Genomic DNA, 15,215 nt, shown 5'->3' with positions numbered 1-15,215 from the left:
TCCTTTACAACGTAGATCAATAAGCCCTCTCGCGGACGGCGCGCGTACCGGCCCACCCTCCGGCCCGCCGCCGCGAGTTTGGGTCTAGGCAACCTCCCCCGCGTGAACTAACTTCTGGACAGGTGTCCAGTTCAAGGAGCGACGATGGCCAGGACCACCGAGGCCCCCCGCGCCCGGCTGTCCGACCGGCAGGCCGAGACCGTGCGCAGGCTCACCGAGGCGGCGGTCGCCGAGGTCGCCGAACGCCGCTACGAGGGGCTGACCGTACGCGGGGTGGCCAGGCGCGCGGGAGTGGCACCCGCCACGGCGTACACCTACTTCGCCTCCAAGGACCACCTCCTGGCGGAGGTGTTCTGGCGGCGGCTGCGCGACCTGCCACCCGCCGCCCCCCTCCCCCACGGCGGCTCCCCGGCCGAACGGGCGGCCGAGGCACTGCGCGGGGTGGCACTGCTGGTCGCCGACGACCCGGCGCTGTCGTCGGCCTGCACCGCCGCGATGCTCGCCGACGAACCCAACGTCCGTCGCCTGCGGGCCCGGATCGGCCTGCGCGTCCACGAACGGATCGCCGAGGCCACCGACGCCTCTCCCGCCGCCCTCCAGACCTTCGAGCTGGCCTTCTACGGCGCCCTGGTCCAGGCGGGAATGGGCCACCTCTCCTACGACGACCTCCCCGCCCTCCTCACCACCACCGCCACCACCGTCTTCCCCCCCGGCTCCCCCGGGACCACACCATGAGGCCAAGCCGAGGATCATCCCCGTGAACCCAGAATCGGCGCTTTCGTACAGTCCCTATGACTACTCCGTGCACGAGGATCCCTACCCGGTCTACGCCAGGCTTCGGGAGGAGGCGCCGCTCTACCGCAACGAGGAGCTGGACTTCTGGGCGTTGTCCCGCCACGACGACGTCGGCTCCGCGTTCAGGAACGGCCGGACCTACTCCAACGGGTACGGGGTCTCGCTGGAGCCCACCGCGTGGGGGCCGAAGGCGTACCGGACGATGTCCTTCCTGGCCATGGACCCGCCCCGGCACACCAGGATGCGGGCGCTGGTGTCGCGGGGGTTCACGCCGCGCCGGGTGGCCGCGCTGGAGCCGCGCATCAGGGAGATCACCCGCCTGCACCTGGAGCCGGCCCTGGAGGGCGGGGAGTTCGACTGGATCACCGCCGTCGCGGGCCGGGTGCCGATGGACGTGATCTCCGAGCTGATGGGGGTCCCCGAGGCCGACCGGCAGGAGGTGCGGCGGCTGGCCGACGTGCTGATGCACCGCGACGACGGCCTCCAGGACATCCCGCCCGAGGGCATGGCGGCCTCCCTCGAACTGATCGGCTACTACGCGGACATGCTCGCCCTGCGGCGCGCCCGGCGGACCGGCGATCTGACCAGCGCCCTGCTGGACGCCGAGGTCGACGGTGACCGGATGAGCGACGAGGAGATCATCGCGTTCCTGTTCCTGATGGTGGTCGCGGGCAACGAGACGACGACGAAGCTGCTCGGCAACGCCCTGTACTGGGCGTTCCTGAACCCGGCGGAGGGGGCGAAGGCCCTGGGCGGGGCGGTGGGCCCGTGGGTGGAGGAGACCCTGCGCTACGACACGTCCTCGCAGATGCTGGCCAGGCGGGTCGCCGAGGAGGTGGAGGTGCACGGCACGCGCCTTCCGGCCGGCGCGCGGGTGCTGCTGCTGGTCGGCTCGGCCAACCGCGACGAGCGCGTCTTCCCCGACCCCGACCGGTACGACCTGGACCGCGACACCGGCGAGATGATCAGCTTCGGCCGGGGAGGGCACTTCTGCCTGGGCGCCTCGCTGGCCCGGATGGAGGGGCGGGTGGTCCTCGGCGAGCTGATCCGGCGGATCACCGGTTACGAGATCGACCCGGCCGGGGCCGAGCGGATGCACGCCGCCAACGTCCGGGGGTTCGCCCACCTGCCGATGAGCGTGACCCGCCGTTGAACGCGACCCGCCGGCGACCCCCGCGCGCGCCCCGGAGCGCCCCGGAGCGCCCCGGAGCGCCCCGAAGCGCATCGAGGCGCCCCGCAGCACCTCACCACGTCCCGACGACGGAGGTCTTCCATGCCAGTCCCCCCGCACCCCGAGCGCAGGCCGGCCCTGGTCACCGGCGCCTCGTCCGGCATCGGGGCGGCCGTGGCCGTGGCCCTGGCAGGTGCCGGTCGTCCCGTGGCCCTGGGAGCACGCCGGACGGCGGTCTGCGAGGACCTCGCGGCGACGATCAGGGCCCGGGGCGGGGAGGCCGTGGCGCTGCCGCTCGACGTGACCTCGGACGGGTCGGTCTCTTTTTTTGTCTCCGAAGCCGAGCAAGCGTTAGGTGAGACCGAGGTGGTGGTGACCTGCGCGGGCGAGGTGACGCCGGAGAACTCCCACGAGACCTCCGCCCCCGCCTTCGAGGCGCAGCTCCAGCTCAACCTCCTCGGCACCCAGCGGCTCGTGGCGGCGGTGGCGCCCGCGACGGCGGCCAGGAGACGCGGCGACGTCGTGTTCGTCACCTCCGGCGTGGTGCGCCTGCCCCGCCCCCGGATGGGTGCCTACGTCGCCGCCAAGAACGCGCTGGAGGGGCTGGCCGAGGCGATGCGGATGGAGCTGGAGGGCACCGGGGTGCGGGCGTCGGTCCTGCGTCCCGGGCCGACGCTGTCGGGCATGGGGTCCACCTGGTCCGCCGAGGTCCTGCAGAGGGTCCTACAGAGGGTCCTGCAGAGGGTCCTGCAGAGGGTCCTGCAGAGGGTCCTGGACGACTGGACGAGGTTCGGGCCGGCCGGGCACGACCGCTTCCTCAGACCCCGCGACGTGGCGGTGGCCGTCCTGGCCGTGGTCTCCATGCCCCGCGGCGCCCACGTCACCCTCCTGGAGATCGAACCCGAAGCCCCCCTGAACCCATGAGACCGCCCCCATGTCCCCGAGGGTCTCCCCGTGAGGCCGCGCCGGTGACTGGACTGAGGAGCGAAGGAGCGAAGCGGATGAGTGACGAGGGAAGGAACCGGGTTCGAGCGGCCGAACCGCGACGCGCAGCGTCGCAGGCAAACAGGAGCGAAGCGGATGAGTGACGAGGGAAGGAACCGGATCCCAGCGGCCGAACCGCGACGCGACAGCGTCGCCATGAAAACCACCGATAAACCGCCTTTCGTGTCTGGAAGCGATCATTTGGAGGAGTTGCGCACCGATCCCATCGAGCTCATGTGGCGGGTCCGCCGGGAGTGCGGGGACGTGGGGACGTTCTCGCTGGCGGGCCGGCCGGTCGTGCTGCTGTCCGGGGCCGAGGCCAACGAGTTCTTCTTCCGGTCGGCCGACGAGGACCTCGACCAGGCCGAGGCGTACCCGTTCATGAAGCCGATCTTCGGCGAGGGCGTGGTCTTCGACGCCCCGCCCGAACGGCGCAAGGAGATGCTGCACAACCAGGCGCTGCGGGCCACGATGATGCGCGGGCACGCCGAGACCATCGAACGCGAGGTCAGGGAGCTGGTCGCGCTCTGGGACGACGAGGGCGAGATCGACCTGCTCGACTGGTTCGCGGAGCTGACCATCTACACCTCCTCCTCGTGCCTGATCGGCCGCAGGTTCCGCGAGCGGCTCGACGCGCGGTTCGCGCGGCTCTACCACGACCTGGAGCGCGGCACCGACCCGATCGCGTTCGTGGACCCCTACGCCGACATCGAGTCCTTCCGGCGGCGGGACGCGGCCAGGGCCGGACTGGTGGCGCTGGTGCAGGAGATCATGGACTCGCGCGGCCCGGCGGCGCGCGAGGACCGCGACCTGCTGGACGTGCTGCTCTCGGTACGGAACGAGGACGGCACCCCGCGCTTCGGCGCCGACGAGGTCACCGGGATGTTCATCTCGATGATGTTCGCCGGGCACCACACGACCTCGGGCACCGCGGCCTGGACGCTGATCGAGCTGCTGCGCCACCCCGAGGCGATGGCGCGGGTCGGCGAGGAGCTGGAGACGCTGTACGCCGACGGCTCGGCCGTGAGCTTCCAGGCGCTGGGCGAGATCCCGGTGCTGGAGTCGGCGATCAAGGAGGCGCTGCGGCTGCACCCCCCGCTGATCCTGCTGCTGCGGGTGGCCAAGACCCCGCAGCGGGTGTGCGGGTACGACATCGAGCCGGGCGAGCTGGTCGCCGCCTCACCCGCGGTCTCCAACCGGCTGGCCGGGGACTTCCCCGACCCGGAGGCCTTCCGGCCCGAGCGCTACGCCGAGCCGCGCCAGGAGGACCTGGTCAACCGGTGGACGTGGATCCCGTTCGGGGCGGGCAGGCACCGCTGCGTGGGCGCCCGGTTCGCCATGATCCAGCTCAAGGCGATCTTCTCGGTGCTGCTGAGGGACTGGGAGTTCAGCCCGGCCCAGCCGCTGGAGAGCTACCGCAACGACCACACCACGATGGTCGTCCAGCTCGCCCGGCCCTGCGCGGTCCGCTACCGCAGGCGGGCCCGGTGAGCGTGACGCCCGCCGGGGGCGGGCCCGGCGAGGGCGACACCGGACACCGGGCGGCGGCGGGCCCGGTGCGAGTGATCCTGGACGCCGACCTGTGCCAGGGGCACGCCGAGTGCGAGCTCGCCGCCCCGGCGGTCTTCTCCGTGCCCCGGCGTGGCGCGGTGGACGTCCTGGTGGCCGAGCCGCCCGCCGCCCTGGCCGGCGCGGTCCGCGAGGCCGTGCGCAACTGTCCCACCCGAGCTCTGCGACTGGAGGAGTGATGTACCCGCGTGAGGAACTGGACGAGATGGTCCGGCTGTGGCTGTCGTCCAACCGGGAGTGCGAGCGTCTCGGTGACTGGAGGCCGCTGGCCTCCCTCTACACCGAGGACGCCACCTACGGCTGGAACCTCGGCCCGGAGACGGAGTTCATGGCCGTCGGCCGGGACGAGATCCGCGACGTCGCGCTCGGTCAGGAGATGGGCGGGCTGGACGGCTGGCGCTACCCGTACCAGAAGGTGCTCGTCGACGAGGTGGAGGGCGAGGTGATCGGCTTCTGGAGGCAGGTCGCCGAGGCGACGCGGCCGGACGGCACGCCGTACGAGGTGGCGGGGATCGGCGGGTCGTGGTTCCGGTACGCGGGCGGCATGCGCTGGTCGTGGCAGCGCGACTGGTTCGACGTCGGCAACGCCACCGCGCTGTTCGCGGAGATGATCGGGGCGGGCGTGCTGACGGACGGCATGAGGCGCCGCATGGAGCGCGCCGGGGGCAGGCCGCGGGGCTGGTACCGGCTGGGAGGCGCCCCTGTCGCGCTGTGGGAGCGCCCGTGAGCCCGGGGATGGGCCGGGCGGCGCCGGGCACCTGTTTCGTGAGCGTCGACCCGGCCACCGAGGAGATCGTGGGCGAGGCCCCGGACGCGACGCCCGCCGACATGGACGCGGCGATCGGCGCCGCGCGCGAGGCGTTCGACGCCGGGGGGTGGGCCTCGGACCCGTCGCTGCGCGCCCGCTGCCTGCGGCAGTTGCGGGACGCCCTGGCAGGGCACGCCGGCGAGCTGCGGGAGCTGACGGTGGCCGAGGCCGGCTGCCCGGTCTTCCTGACGTACGGACCGCAGCTCGACTCCCCCGTGGCCGACCTGGGGTGGTTCGCCGACCTGGCCGAGTCCTACGAGTGGTCGCGGGACCTGGGGGTGGGCGCGCCGATGGGCATGACGTCGCGGCGGACGCTGCTGCGCGAACCCGCCGGGGTGGTGGGCGCGATCACGCCGTGGAACTTCCCGCACCAGATCAACCTGGCCAAGCTCGGCCCGGCGCTGGCCGCCGGCAACACCGTGGTCCTCAAGCCGGCCCCGGACACCCCGCTGGTGGCCGCGTTCCTGGCGCGGGTCCTGCGCGAGGAGACCGACGTCCCGCCCGGCGTGGTGAGCGTGGTCACCTCCTCCTCGCACGCGCTCGGCGCGCAGCTCGTCTCCGACCCCCGGGTGGACCTGGTCTCCTTCACCGGCTCCACCGTGACGGGCCGCTCGGTGATGGTCTCGGCGGCGGCCACGGTGAAGCGGGTCTTCCTGGAGCTCGGCGGCAAGTCGGCGTACGTGGTGCTGGACGACGCGGACGTCGGCGCGGCGGCGGCGACGGCGGCCTTCGCGGTGGCGACGCACGCCGGGCAGGGGTGCGCGACCACCACCCGGCTGCTGCTGCCCCGGGAGCGGTTCGACGAGGGCGTGCACGCGGCGGCCAGGACGCTGGTCACGCTGGGCGTGGGCGACCCGGCCGATCCCGCGACCGTCTGCGGGCCGTTGATCTCCGCCCGGCAGCGCGACCGGGTGGAGTCCTACCTGCGGCTGGCGCTGGACGAGGGCGGCGCGTTCGCCTGCGGCGGGCGGCGGCCCCCGGGCCGGGAGCGGGGGTTCTGGATCGAGCCGACCCTGATCGTGGGGGTGCCGAACTCCGCCAGGGTCGCCCGGGAGGAGATCTTCGGCCCGGTCCTGGTGGCCCTGCCGCACGACGGGGACGACGACGCGGTCCGGATCGCCAACGACTCGCCGTACGGATTGTCGGGGGTCGTGCACGGCGGCGACGAGGAGCGGGCGCTGGCGGTGGCGCGGCGGCTGCGGACCGGGACGGTCGGCGTCAACGGCGGGCAGTGGTACGGCGGGGACGTGCCGTTCGGCGGCTACAAGCAGTCGGGGATCGGCCGGGAGATGGGCGTGCTCGGCTTCGAGGAGTACCTGGAGAGCAAGGTCGTCGCCACACCGTACAGGGGCCGATGATGCGCTTCGAGGACGGCCTGGAACGGCTGGGACGGCGAGGACGGCGGGCACGTGATCCGCTCATGAGGACCGCGTCCGCTCACGAGGGCCGCGGCGCGGTCGTCCCCGGGGCCGGGCGGCCCCCGGCCCCGGAGGGAGAGCCGGCATGAGGGCCGGATTCGTCGGGCTGGGCCGGATGGGCTCGCCGATGGCCGTACGGCTGGCGGGGCGGCCCGGCGGGCTGCTGGTGTACGACGTCAGGCCCGGGGCGTGCGCGCCCGCGGTGGAGCGGGGCGCGCGGGCCGTCGCGGACCCGCTGAAGGCGCTGGCGCAGGCCGTCAGGCACTCCGACGCGGTCACCGGCGGCCCTGGGGCGATCATGCTGCGGAAGACCACGGAGCCTGTAACGCCGGATGATCCGTGGTACGAAATATTGCTGCATGTCAGAACCCTGGGGGAAAAGGATCTCTCCCTGGCGCTGGAACTCGCACGGGCCAGCGGGGTCGAGACCCCGATGGCCGCCCTTGCCCTGGAACGGCTGGCCGACGGACTTGGAGTGCCCCATGAGCGACCACGCGGACGAGACCACTCCTGAGCGCCGGGCCCGCGGATTGGAGATCATGAAAAGGGTCTACGGCTGGGATCACATCGGGGACGGCCCCGGTGACTTCTTCGGGATGACGGTCGAGCACCTGTTCGCCGAGGTGTGGTCCAGGGAGGGCATCTCCAACCGCGACCGGCGGCTGCTCCTGCTCGGCATGCTGGTGGGCCAGGGCATGGACGACGTCGTCGGGCTCCAGCTCGACGCGGCCGTCCGGACCGGCGACCTCACGCCCGACGAGCTGCGCGAGATCGTCGTCTTCCTCACCCACTACGCCGGCTGGCCCCGGGGGGCCAAACTGAACACCCAGGTCGAGGAGCTGATCGCCCGCGTCATGCGCCCGTAGCCGACGACGGGCGGCCCGTCACGTCCGGCCCGGGGCGCGCGGCCCGTCATCCACGGCCGGAACACGTGGTCCGGAGCACGCGGTCCGTCCCGCACGGTCGTCACACGCGGACCGGAGCGCATGCTCCGGGGCACGCGGACCGGAGCCGGTCAGAGTCTCTCGACGTTGGGCCCCCGGCAGCGGTTGCGGGTGTCGAGGACGAAGGCGCTCGCCCGCTGGACGAGCGCGTAGTCGAAGCAGTCGTGGTCGGTGAGGACCACCGTCGCGTCCGCCTCGGCCAGCTCCCGTTCCGAGAACGCGACGACCCCGACCCCCGGCGGCAGCAGGAAGGGGTCGACGTGCGGGTCGGTGGCCCGCACGTCGGCGCCCAGCTTGCGCAGCCCCCTGACCACGTCGATCGCCGGTGACTCCCGGCAGTCGCCGGCGTTCTTCTTGTACGCCAGGCCCAGCGCGAGCACCCGGCTGCCGTTGACCGGTTTGCGCGCCCGGTTCAGCGCGAGCCCCAGGCGGCGTACCACCTGGTCCGGCATGTGGCGGTTGATGTCGTTGGCCAGTTCCACGAACTGGAAGTTGTGTCCCAGGCTGCGCTTGACCTTCCACGACAGGTACGACGGGTCGATCGGCAGGCAGTGCCCCCCGACGCCGGGCCCCGGGGTGAAGCGCATGTACCCGAAGGGTTTGGTGGAGGCGGCGTCGATGGCCTCCCACACGTCGATGCCGAGCTGCTGCGCGAAGATCGACAGCTCGTTCACCAGGGCGATGTTGACGTGCCTGAAGGTGTTCTCCAGGAGCTTGCACAGCTCCGCCACCTGGGGCGAGGAGACCGGGACGACCTGGTCGACGAGCCGGGCGTAGAACGCCCGGATCCGCTCCAGGGACGCCGCGTCGATGCCGGATACCACCTTCGGCGTGTTCTCCAGGCGCCAGTGCCCGTTGCCGGGGTCGATCCGTTCCGGACTGTAGCCGAGGTGGAAGTCCTCCGGCGCCCGCAGGCCGGAGCCCTCCTCCAGCAGGGGCAGCAGGTACTCCTCGGTGGTGCCCGGATAGGTGGTGGACTCCAGCACGACCGCGGCGCCCCGCCGCAGCAGCGGGGCGACCGCCTCCCCGGCCGCGCCGATGTGGCGCAGGTCCGGGACGCCGTCGCGGAGCGGTGTCGGCACGGTTATCACGCAGACGTCGAAGTCCCCGGCGGCGCCGTAGTCGGCGCTCGCCAGGTAGCGGCCGGAGCGGTGGGCGGCGAACAGCGCGCCGTCGCCGACGTCCTCGACGTAGGACTCGGCCGCGTTGAGGCGCTTGACCCGCCGCTCGTCGACGTCGACGCCCACCACGTCGAATCCCGCCGCGACGGCCCGCATCGCGAGAGGCAGGCCGACGTACCCCTGGCCGACCACGACCAGTTTCTCTCCCACGGCAGGACCCCCGTCGCCTCGAAAAAAAGGAGAATACGAAACGACTTTAGGAGCGATATTCTCCCGGCACCGATCAGGCGGTGAGCCCGGCGTGTCGCCGGGCACTCCCACGCCTCCTAATCGGCGCCGGATCGGCCTGGAGTGAGCATGGAATGAGCATGGAATTCGCACGGCGTCGACGTCGAATCGACCCCGGCGCGGCACGGGCCCGGCCCGCATGGGGACGCCGCCGGCCGCGGCCCGCGCGGGGCGGTGTCCCCACGCGGGCCGTTCCACACACCATATGACGCGATATACAGAGATATCCGACTTTTCTAAATATTACGGTGTTATCGCAGCTCAAAGGGCCGGGTAAAAACCTCGCGGCCACCCGTACAAGAGACCCGTCCGCCCGCATGTCGGTTCGCGGAGGGGCCGGGCGGGATACATAGCATTCAGCCGTGTATTCCATGCGTGACATCGGCGCCGGACCGGAGAAGAGGGTCCCTTGACGGCGACCGGCGCTTCTTCGCGCGTCCTTCCGCCGCATTCCGGCCGCCCGTCCCCGGGCGTTCCCTTCAATCGGACCTACGTCTCGGACAACGAGATCGACTATCTCGCCGAGGCCGTGCGCCAGGGCTCCACGTCCGGGGACGGGCCGTTCACCCGGCGGGCCGCGGCACTGCTGCGGGAGATGACCGGGGCGCGGCAGGCGCTGCTGACCACCTCCTGCACGCACGCCCTGGAGATGTCGGCGCTGCTGCTCGACCTCAGGCCCGGCGACGAGGTGATCATGCCGTCGTTCACCTTCGTCTCGACGGCCAACGCCTACGCCCTGCGCGGGGCGGTACCGGTCTTCGTCGACTGCAGGCCCGACACCCTGAACCTGGACGAGAGGCTGCTGGCGGACGCGATCACCGACCGTACCCGGGCCGTCGTCGTCGTCCACTACGCCGGGGTCGCCTGCGAGATGGAGCCGATCCTCGCCGTGACCGAGCGGCACGGCCTGGCCCTGGTCGAGGACAACGCCCACGGCCTCGGGGGCTCCTACCGGGGGCGCCCGCTGGGGTCGTTCGGCCGCATGGCGGCGCAGAGCTTCCACGAGACCAAGAACGTGCAGTGCGGCGAGGGCGGCGCACTGCTGGTGAACGACGACGCGCTCGCCGCCCGCGCGGAGATCGTCCGGGAGAAGGGCACCGACCGCGGGCGGTTCTTCCGCGGCCAGGTGGACAGGTACCGGTGGGTCGACATCGGCTCCAGCTACCTGCCCTCCGACCTCCTCGCCGCGCAGCTCACCTCCCAGCTCGAATCCTTCGGGAAGATCCAGGCGATGCGCCAGGAGGTGTGGCGCAGGTACCACGCGGAGCTGGCGGGCTGGGCCGCCGCCAACGGGGTCCGGCAGCCGTCGGTCCCCGGCGACCGCGAGCACCCGGCGCACCTGTACCACCTGCTGCTGCCCGATCTGGAGAGCAGGCAGGCGCTCATCGCCCACCTCGCCGGCAGGGGCGTGCAGGCGGCGTTCCACTACCAGCCGCTGCACACCGCCCCCGCCGGCCTGCGGTACGGCAGGACGGCCCCGGGAGGATGCCCGGTCACCGAGGAGGTCGCCGACCGCCTGGTGCGGCTGCCGCTCTTCGCCGACCTGGACGACGCCGGGGTGAGGCGGGTCGTCGAGGCCGTACGCGAGCACGAGGTACGCCGGTGAGCTGGTGGGAGATGACCGGGAACGGGACGCCGCGCGCGGTGGAGTCCCCGTTCGACTCGGCCCGGTTCGGCCGCCCGGTGCAGCGCCTGACCGTCCCGGCCGGGTCCGGCCCGTCGTTCGGACCGGTCCGTGAGGCCGTCCTGGGCTCGGCGGCCGACGTCATCGTGCTCCGCTACCCGGCCGGGCACGTCGGCTGGTTCGCCGAGCTGACCTCGCTGGGCCGTACCGCCGTGTTCGCGGACTCGCTGGCCTACTGGCGGCTGCGCGCGGGCCGGGGCCGGGCGCCGGAACCCCGGGCGGACCTGCGGGTCGTCGGCCCGCTGCCGGCGGACGCGGTGCCAGGACCGGTCTGCGACATCTTCGCCGCCTACCGGAGCCACTACACGGCCAACCCGCTGTTCGACGCCGGGGCGGCGCTGGAGGGGTACCGGGAGTGGGCGGTGCGCTCGGCCGCGTCCGGGGGGTGCGTGGCCCTGCGGGAGCGGGACGCGCACGACGACGGGAGCGGGGTCCTCGCGCTGGCGACACTCGCCGGCGACGGGATCACCGGCGGGGGCGGCCACGAGGTCGCCGACGACGGCGGGACCGGCGGGGGCAAGGACGAGGACAGCGCCGGGGTCACCGAGATCCTGCTCGCCGGGGTCGTCTCCCGGGCGCGTGGGCGCGGCCTCTACGGCCACCTGCTGGCGGCGGTGGAGGAGCGCGCCCTGGCCCGGGGCGGGCGGGAGGTCGTCATCTCCACCCAGGGGCACAACACCGGCGTGCAGCGGGCCTGGGCGCGCTACGGGTTCGAGCCCGTGCACACCTTCCTCACCGTTCACCTGATCCGGAGCCGGCTGCTGCGTGGACCGCGCCGCTAGCGCCTCCCGGCTTGGCGCCACCCGGGCCGACGCCTACCGGATTGGTGCCCCCTGGCTTGGTGCCTCCCGGCTGCCGGGGGACGGCCGCCACGGCCGGAGACCCGACGCGCTCGCGCACCACGTAGGTCGGCCGTCCCATGCCGTTGCCGTGGATGCGCCCGATGTACTCGCCGAGCACGCCGACGGATATCAGCTGGGCCGAGGAGAAGAGCGTGACCATCGACGCGATCGTGGTGAAACCGGCCACGGTGGTGTCCCCGCTGGCGAAACGCCAGAGCACGACGCCTCCCAGCAGCAGGCCGACGGTGCCGATCAGGAACCCCAGGTAGCTGGCGGCGCGGAGCGGGGCCGCACTGTAGCCCAGCAGCATGTTGACCGCGTGGCGCAGCAGCATGCCCGGCGTGTAGTTGGAACGCCCGTGGCCGCGCTCGTTCATCTCCACCCCGACCGAACCCACCTTCGTGGTGGCCCAGGACAGGGCCACGTCGACGCAGGCGTGCGGCCCGGACAGCTGCTGGAACCCGTCGCGCAGCCGGGTGCGGAAGGCCCGGAAGGCGCTGATCGTCCGGGCGGTGCGGATTCCCAGTCCCCCGGCCATGGCGGTCTTGACCGACCGGGACGCGAGGTTGCGGACGAGCCCGTGCTCCTCGCGGTGCGGCACGCCGTACACCAGGTCCAGGCCGTCGCCCTCCAGCGCGGCCAGCAGCAGGGGGATCTGCCCGGGCGGGTGCTGCAGGTCGTCGTCCATGGTGACGATCACCTCGCACTCGGCCTCCCTGATCCCGGCGACCAGCGCGTTGTGCTGGCCGTAGTTGCGCGACAGGTGCAGCGCCCGCACCCCCTCGACGCGCTGCGCGAGCTCGGTGGCGGCCCGCCAGGTGTCGTCCGGGCTCCCGTCGACGACGAGGATCACCTCGTGGCGGACGGAGAGCTCGCGCAGGACCGCGACGACCCCGGTCACCAGTGCCGGAAGGGTCCGCGCGGAGCGGTAACACGGAATGACCACCGACACGGACATGGATCCCCCGATCACATCTCACAGCGAGCTAACATCCACGTACCGCGACAATCAATATAATCTGAAATGGCCAGATATGGTACGAGCAGGAAAGCGGACTAATAACGAAAAATGCGCGCATGCCGGGCGAGGAGGTTTTATCTCCTCTCTTGCTGGACAGCGCATCACATACCTGATGGCCAGCGCCACGACGGCCGTGCTCTATTACGCTCTCCTGGGCCTGGCATTGCTCGTCGCGCACGATGCGGTCTCCTACCTTCTGCTGGCGATGGCGGCCCATCTGACGACCGTGGTGATCGTCTACCCGTGGTACCGGCTGGTGGTGTTCAGGGCCCGCGACCGGTCGTGGCTGTCGGGCTACCTGCGCTTCTACGCGGTCGGCCTCGGTTTCCTGGGGGCCTCCCTCGCCGGCCTGCCCGTGCTGGTGGAGCTCTGCCACCTCCCCGTGATGGCGGCCCAGGCGGTGATCCTCGTCATCAGCCCCACGGTGACCTACGCGGTGCACCGCGCCTGGACGTTCCGGGAAAAGGTGAACGTCCGTCCCGGTTGAAAACACCCCCCTTTCTCCGCAAAGGCGACCGCGCCGCAGAAACGCCGCCCGGCTCCCCGCGTAGTTTCCAATGGGATCGACCGGCCGCCGTGGCCACGCGGTTCCCCGGGAAAGGGGCCGGCAACGATGAAGGCACTTGTTCTGGCGGGCGGCAGGGGTACGAGGCTGCGCCCGCTCACCCACACGTCCGCGAAACAGCTCGTCCCGGTGGCCAACAAACCGGTGCTGCACTACGGGCTGGAGGCGATCAGGGACGCCGGGATCACGAACGTCGGCATCGTCGTCGGCGACACCGCCGCGGAGGTACGCGCCGCCGTGGGCGACGGCTCGGCGTTCGGCCTGGAGGTCACCTACATCCGGCAGGAGGCGCCGCTCGGCCTGGCGCACTGCGTGCTGATCGCCCGCGACTTCCTGGGTGACGAGCCGTTCGTGATGTACCTGGGCGACAACTTCCTGCTGGACGGCATCGCCGGCCTGGTGGACGCCTTCCGCGCGTCCGACCACGACGCGCAGATCCTGCTCACCAAGGTGACCGAGCCGCAGTTCTACGGGGTGGCCGAGCTGGGACCGGACGGGGAGATCGTCGCCCTCCAGGAGAAGCCGGAGAACCCGCGCAGCGATCTGGCGATCGTGGGCGTCTACACCTTCTCCCCCGCGATCCACGAGGCGGTCCGGGCGATCGAGCCCTCGGCCCGCGGCGAGCTGGAGATCACCGACGCGATCACCTGGCTGATCGACAACGGCCGGCGCGTGCACTCGCACTTCGTCACCGGCTACTGGAGGGACACCGGCCGCCTGCAGGACATGCTGGAGTGCAACCGCATGGTCCTGGAGGCGCTCGAGACGACCGTCCGGGGGACGGTGGACGCCGCCTCGGAGATCACCGGCCGCGTCGACATCGGGCCCGGCGCCACGGTGATCGGGTCGGTGATCCGCGGCCCGGCCGTCATCGGCGCCAACGCCAGGATCGAGGCCTCCTACGTCGGCCCGTACACCTCGATCGGCGAGGGGTGCGTGCTGGAGGAGGCCGGGGTGGAGTACAGCATCATCCTCGCCGACTCCACCGTCAGGGGCGTCTCCCCGCTCACCCGCTCGCTGATCGGCCGGAACGTGGAGGTGAGCCGGGCCGTCGGCCTGCCCGACACGCACCAGCTCATGGTCGGCGACCACAGCCGGGTGCGACTACGCGCCTGAATCCGCGTCCGGGACCACGATCGCGCCTGAGGACACGTCCGGGACCGTCCAGGAACACGCTTGAGAACACGACCGCCGCCCGGGAACACGTCCTGGCACACGTCTGGAGGGACGACGCATGGAGGCCACGGAGATCCGCCGTACGGTCGCGCTGGAGGACCGCCACTGGTGGTACCGCGAGCGGCGCGCCATCCTCGCCCGCGAGCTCCGCGAACTGCGCCGGCTCGGCCCGCCCGGCAGGGCGCTCGACGTCGGCGCGGCCGGGGGCGGCAACACCCGCGTGCTGGTCGAGCACGGCTGGGACGCCCTGGTCGCGGACTTCTCCGAGCTCGCGGTGGAGCTCGCCAGGGAGCGCGGCCTGCGGGCGATCCACGCCGACGCGCGGGACCTGCCCCTGCCCGACGCGGGGTTCGACCTGGTGATGGCGTTCGACGTCCTGGAGCACATCGAGGAGGACGGCCGGGCCGCCGGTGAGCTGGCGCGCGTGCTGCGGCCCGGCGGGACGGCCCTGATCACGGTCCCCTGCGACATGGCGCTCTGGTCGGCGCACGACGTGGCATCCGGTCACGTCCGCCGCTACACCCGCGAGGAACTGGGCGCCCTGCTGACCGGGGCGGGCCTGGTCGTCGACCGGATGTGGAGCTGGAACGTCCTGCTGCGGCCGGTCGTCGCCCGCCGCAGGAGGAACACCTCGGGGTCGGACGTGACGGAGACCTCTCCCCTGGTGAACATGGGGCTGAGGGCCGTGGTGGTGGCCGAGAGGTACCTGCCGGTCACCTCGCTGCCCGGGGTCTCGCTCATGGTGCGGGCCCACCACCCCTGACCCGCCCCCGACCGGCCTCCACCCCGCACCGCCACCGACCGGTACCGTCCCCGCACGCCCGCGTCC

At 72.3% G+C, this 15,215-nt stretch carries 16 protein-coding genes; 14 read left to right on the top strand and 2 right to left on the bottom strand.

Translation table 11 applies throughout. The features are described from left to right. Positions 1–144: 144 nt before the first annotated feature. From ACLQ2R_RS05985 to ACLQ2R_RS05945, 9 genes are all read left to right on the top strand, one after another. Positions 145–735 (top strand): TetR/AcrR family transcriptional regulator, encoded by a 591-nt coding sequence (locus ACLQ2R_RS05985; RefSeq protein WP_425958299.1) that lies wholly within the window; start codon positions 145–147, stop codon positions 733–735. Positions 736–802: 67 nt separating this feature from the next. Next, a complete protein-coding gene (locus ACLQ2R_RS05980) occupies positions 803–1,948 on the top strand; it encodes a cytochrome P450 (protein WP_425958298.1) in 1,146 nt (381 codons plus the stop codon). A 120-nt stretch (positions 1,949–2,068) separates the two neighbouring features. Further along, positions 2,069–2,890 carry an SDR family oxidoreductase gene (locus ACLQ2R_RS05975; RefSeq protein ID WP_425958297.1) on the top strand — a complete coding sequence of 274 codons (822 nt, stop codon included), beginning with the start codon at positions 2,069–2,071 and terminating at the stop codon, positions 2,888–2,890. Positions 2,891–3,133: 243 nt separating this feature from the next. Beyond that, positions 3,134–4,441 carry a cytochrome P450 gene (locus tag ACLQ2R_RS05970; RefSeq protein WP_425958296.1) on the top strand — a complete coding sequence of 436 codons (1,308 nt, stop codon included), beginning with the start codon at positions 3,134–3,136 and terminating at the stop codon, positions 4,439–4,441. Continuing rightward, positions 4,438–4,698: a ferredoxin gene (locus ACLQ2R_RS05965; protein ID WP_425958295.1), complete on the top strand. Its 261-nt coding sequence runs from the start codon at positions 4,438–4,440 to the stop codon at positions 4,696–4,698. The genes ACLQ2R_RS05970 and ACLQ2R_RS05965 overlap by 4 nt, the downstream gene beginning before the upstream one ends. Then, positions 4,698–5,246, top strand: coding sequence for a hypothetical protein (locus tag ACLQ2R_RS05960; RefSeq protein ID WP_425958294.1), 549 nt, complete (start codon positions 4,698–4,700; stop codon positions 5,244–5,246). Before ACLQ2R_RS05965 ends, ACLQ2R_RS05960 begins: the two co-directional genes overlap by 1 nt. Beyond that, positions 5,243–6,685 (top strand): aldehyde dehydrogenase, encoded by a 1,443-nt coding sequence (locus ACLQ2R_RS05955; RefSeq protein ID WP_425958293.1) that lies wholly within the window; start codon positions 5,243–5,245, stop codon positions 6,683–6,685. Before ACLQ2R_RS05960 ends, ACLQ2R_RS05955 begins: the two co-directional genes overlap by 4 nt. A gap of 145 nt (positions 6,686–6,830) precedes the next feature. Beyond that, positions 6,831–7,259 carry an NAD(P)-binding domain-containing protein gene (locus tag ACLQ2R_RS05950; protein ID WP_425958292.1) on the top strand — a complete coding sequence of 143 codons (429 nt, stop codon included), beginning with the start codon at positions 6,831–6,833 and terminating at the stop codon, positions 7,257–7,259. Continuing rightward, positions 7,228–7,611, top strand: coding sequence for a carboxymuconolactone decarboxylase family protein (locus tag ACLQ2R_RS05945; protein ID WP_425958291.1), 384 nt, complete (start codon positions 7,228–7,230; stop codon positions 7,609–7,611). Before ACLQ2R_RS05950 ends, ACLQ2R_RS05945 begins: the two co-directional genes overlap by 32 nt. Before the next feature lie 149 nt (positions 7,612–7,760). Here the strand turns inward: ACLQ2R_RS05945 and ACLQ2R_RS05940 are convergent, their stop codons facing one another. Continuing rightward, positions 7,761–9,020 (bottom strand): nucleotide sugar dehydrogenase, encoded by a 1,260-nt coding sequence (locus ACLQ2R_RS05940; protein ID WP_425958290.1) that lies wholly within the window; start codon positions 9,018–9,020, stop codon positions 7,761–7,763. A 487-nt stretch (positions 9,021–9,507) separates the two neighbouring features. Between ACLQ2R_RS05940 and rffA the strand changes: the two genes are divergently transcribed. Then, positions 9,508–10,704: a dTDP-4-amino-4,6-dideoxygalactose transaminase gene (rffA, locus tag ACLQ2R_RS05935; protein ID WP_425958289.1), complete on the top strand. Its 1,197-nt coding sequence runs from the start codon at positions 9,508–9,510 to the stop codon at positions 10,702–10,704. Further along, positions 10,701–11,564, top strand: coding sequence for a GNAT family N-acetyltransferase (locus ACLQ2R_RS05930; RefSeq protein WP_425958288.1), 864 nt, complete (start codon positions 10,701–10,703; stop codon positions 11,562–11,564). Before rffA ends, ACLQ2R_RS05930 begins: the two co-directional genes overlap by 4 nt. Here the strand turns inward: ACLQ2R_RS05930 and ACLQ2R_RS05925 are convergent. Further along, complete coding sequence (locus ACLQ2R_RS05925; protein WP_425958287.1) at positions 11,515–12,582, bottom strand: glycosyltransferase family 2 protein; 1,068 nt, start codon at positions 12,580–12,582, stop codon at positions 11,515–11,517. The two genes, ACLQ2R_RS05930 and ACLQ2R_RS05925, sit on opposite strands and share 50 nt — an antisense overlap. Positions 12,583–12,757: 175 nt before the next feature. Here ACLQ2R_RS05925 and ACLQ2R_RS05920 point away from each other — a divergent pair, with 175 nt between their 5' ends. The 3 genes from ACLQ2R_RS05920 (at position 12,758) to ACLQ2R_RS05910 (ending at position 15,149) form a co-directional block, all read left to right on the top strand. Further along, positions 12,758–13,132, top strand: a complete 375-nt coding sequence (locus ACLQ2R_RS05920; RefSeq protein WP_425958286.1) for a GtrA family protein — start codon at positions 12,758–12,760, stop codon at positions 13,130–13,132. Positions 13,133–13,258: 126 nt separating this feature from the next. Beyond that, on the top strand, positions 13,259–14,326 hold the full coding sequence (locus ACLQ2R_RS05915) for a glucose-1-phosphate thymidylyltransferase (protein WP_425958285.1): 1,068 nt from the start codon (positions 13,259–13,261) through the stop codon (positions 14,324–14,326). Between the two features lie 118 nt (positions 14,327–14,444). Continuing rightward, on the top strand, positions 14,445–15,149 hold the full coding sequence (locus ACLQ2R_RS05910; RefSeq protein ID WP_425958284.1) for a class I SAM-dependent methyltransferase: 705 nt from the start codon (positions 14,445–14,447) through the stop codon (positions 15,147–15,149). The last annotated feature ends 66 nt before the right edge of the window (positions 15,150–15,215 follow it).

The sequence above is a fragment of the Streptosporangium sp. DT93 genome (genome assembly GCF_049844535.1).
Classification (GTDB): Bacteria; Actinomycetota; Actinomycetes; order Streptosporangiales; family Streptosporangiaceae; genus Streptosporangium.
The sequence above is the reverse complement of the archived record's forward strand: the minus strand, read 5'-3'. Positions and strand labels throughout refer to the sequence as shown.